This window comes from Streptomyces sp. CB01881 (assembly GCF_002953255.1).
GTDB lineage: Bacteria > Actinomycetota > Actinomycetes > Streptomycetales > Streptomycetaceae > Kitasatospora.
Genome location: NZ_CP026498.1, coordinates 10990402 through 10993226, shown reverse-complemented (window position 1 = coordinate 10993226; position 2825 = coordinate 10990402). Strand labels below are relative to the sequence as shown.

Sequence of the window (2825 nt, the reverse complement as noted above, 5' to 3'; positions counted from 1 at the left end):
ACGCTGGGCAAGGCGGACCTGAGCATCGGGTCGAACGCGATCATCGTGGCGGTCAGCCTTGCGTTCGGCATCTTCCCGATCGCCTTCCCCACCTTCTACCAGGCCTTCCCGGAACAGATCGCGACCGTGCTGAACTCGGGCATCTCGGTGGGCTGCCTGCTGGCGGTCACCCTGAACCTGCTCTTCAACCACCTGGGCCGGGGGCGCGAGGTCCCGCCCGCGTACGTGCCGGAGGAGCAGGTCGAGGCCCTCGGACGGGTGGGGGACACCGCCTGACCCCTCCGACGGACCGGGCGCACCTGCCGCCCGGCCCGTCCGCCGGCCACCCGGCCGACCTCACGGATGGCGGCGCAGCGGGGGCATCATTCGGGTCTCCTGGACAGGCCGGTCGGGGTGGGGCGGGCCCAAGTGGTCCCGAAGTCGGTCAGTGGTGGCAGGCGGTCAGTGGTGGCAGGCGGTCAGTGAGCGGGTGACGGGTCGGCCGGTGATGCGGTTGTGCCAGATCGCGCACGTCATGGCCGGCCGTCACCGGCCGCTCCGGGCGGCGACGCCCTCAATGGTGGGACCACCGTGCTGTTCGAGGCCGAACCGACCGTTGCGGGTACCGTTGGCGGACTCGATCAGCTGACGGACGGACCTCGGGAGCCCCCGGCCGGAGGTCTGTCTCCTTGAACCACTCGCAACGTCCGGGACGCACTGCGCTCAGGTGGTCGTACTCCGCTGAACGGGCGATCACGGCGCGGACACGGCAGACGAGCGAGTCAGTCGACCCTAGCGTGAGCGCGGGCACCTCAGGCCGAGGCCGCAGCGGGGTGGCCCGTCCGGGTCCGCGCCGTCGACGCGCGGACCACTCTGTCTCTGAACCCCTGTTTCCTGGAGGGAACATGAGTAGCGTAGTGGAATACGAGCTGAAGCTCGACTGGGTGCGGATCGACGACGTCAGTGAGGACTCCGACGACCCCGTGGGCGAGATCTACGGCAAGATCCTGCTGGACGACCTGACCCTGTGGAACCCTTCCTACGAGAACGCCTTCGGAAACAAGCGCTCGGACATTGCGGGCATGCGGGCGGGCGAGTTCTTCAAACTTCCCGCGGACCGGTCCTCGCGGAGGCACTTCGACGAGGACGCTCTGAATCAGTCCACCGCCTTCCGCCTGCAGATCCGGTTGATGGAGCAGGACGACTGGAACTCGGACGACAAGATCGCCACGGTCGACGAGGAGATCCGTCCCGACCTGGGCGAGCTCAACGGCAAGACGAGCCTGAGCGCGGAGAAGACCGCCTCGGCCGACGGCAAGATCACCTACCGGTACACACTCACGCGGATCGGCTGATCGAGTAGTACCGAGGCCGGCTGGGATCACCGTTGTCTGCGCCGGACCTGTAGGGAGGGTGTCCAGCATCGGGTTGTGAGAACCGAAGAGCCGGACACCCTCCTGACGGCACGCGCTGTGCCTTCGCCTCCGCCACGCACGCCCGTCATCACCCCCAACGCCCGCAGGACACACGATCCCACGCCGGCCCGGCATCGCCGAAGAGGTGGCCATCGCCTGCGCAGAGGCACCTGCCCGCCCCGGCAGGAAATCGAAAAGACCCAGGCTCGCCGGGAACCGCCCGGCTTGATCGACCCATTCGAACAGCGGCAGGATCTCCCCCATGGAAGAGATCTGGAATGTCGTCAACTCCCTTGCCACAAAGCTCGATTCGCACTACGACCGCAGCGACGAGCAGCGCTGGGCCGTACAGGCCCTCAAGCTCCAGGAGGAGGCCGGAGAGGTCGCCGAGGCCGTCATCGGGGCGCTCGGCGCCAACCCCCGGAAAGGCCACTCCCACGACTGGGACGACGTGCGCAAGGAGACCTGCGACGTGGCCCTGTCCGCCCTGGTGATGCTCGCCCGGATGGGCGGAGACCCCCGCAGGTTCTTCGAGGAGCACCTCCGCTCGGTCGCCACCCGCGACACGAAGGACGTCACCCGTACCTGACCTGCCGGCCGCCGAAGGACGAAGCAGGTCGAGCGGTGGACCGACCCGCGGCAGCCGGCCGCTGGCTGACCCCGTGTTGCCCACGGACCGAGGAGCTCTTCCAGTGATCGACTTCGGCACCCTGCGCCGGGCGCTCGACCACCACCACGACGGGGAGATCCTCGGCTACGCCCGCACCGTCCTGGACCAGCCGCGCCCACCGAGCGCCGACCGCCTGAAGCCCCCATCCGCTCAGCCGTCTTGGAGGTAGCACTGTGGAGAGACTTCGCCAGGCCGTGGCCGTGATCGCCCACGACCGGGCTCACGGCCGGGTCGCGACGATCCACTACGCGGCGAACAGCTGGAGCGGCAATCGCGGCCGTCGTCCTGCGCGTACGGGTCCTCGCGCGGCTCGCCCCGACGGCCTGATCCCGGATGCGCCGCGGTGCGTTCCCACCGAGGGTGGGGTGATGAGTCTGATCGTGCTTCTGGAACCCGAGCTTCAACGGGTGGACCACCTCGGCAGCGGCGGCGAGGAGTACGTCGAGGGCGTGCGTGCCGTGCACGCGGCCGAGGCCGACCCGTCCGTGCCCGGCGCCCCTGGCGACCACACTCTGTGCGGTGCGGACACTCGGCGGATGCAGACCGTGGACTACCGGCCGTCCGCCCCCGGTTCCCCCTGGTACCCGCCGAAGTGGCACGGGACCGGGAGAGTCTGCCGGGACTGCGACCGTGCCGTCCGCTCTGCCTGACCCACGCTGCTCGATCACCGTACGAACGCTGCCCGAAAGGCGCCGTCCGCTCCCCGGCGCCAGCAGCCGGGCGGGACCGGCCTCTTATGTCCCGTGCGGGGGGACGACGCC

At 69.5% G+C, this 2825-nt stretch carries 4 protein-coding genes and 1 pseudogene; all 5 read left to right on the top strand.

The features are described from left to right. Positions 1-276: pseudogene (locus tag C2142_RS41300) on the top strand (purine permease); the annotation flags it as partial. 608 nt (positions 277-884) lie between these two features. Then, a complete protein-coding gene (locus tag C2142_RS37360) occupies positions 885-1334 on the top strand; it encodes a hypothetical protein (RefSeq protein ID WP_148647173.1) in 450 nt (149 codons plus the stop codon). 322 nt (positions 1335-1656) lie between these two features. Beyond that, positions 1657-1983, top strand: coding sequence for a MazG-like family protein (locus C2142_RS37355; protein WP_148647172.1), 327 nt, complete (start codon positions 1657-1659; stop codon positions 1981-1983). Positions 1984-2086: 103 nt separating this feature from the next. Continuing rightward, positions 2087-2233 carry a hypothetical protein gene (locus C2142_RS37350; protein WP_153882855.1) on the top strand — a complete coding sequence of 49 codons (147 nt, stop codon included), beginning with the start codon at positions 2087-2089 and terminating at the stop codon, positions 2231-2233. A 199-nt stretch (positions 2234-2432) separates the two neighbouring features. After that, positions 2433-2714 (top strand): hypothetical protein, encoded by a 282-nt coding sequence (locus C2142_RS37345; protein ID WP_148647171.1) that lies wholly within the window; start codon positions 2433-2435, stop codon positions 2712-2714. Positions 2715-2825 lie beyond the last annotated feature (111 nt).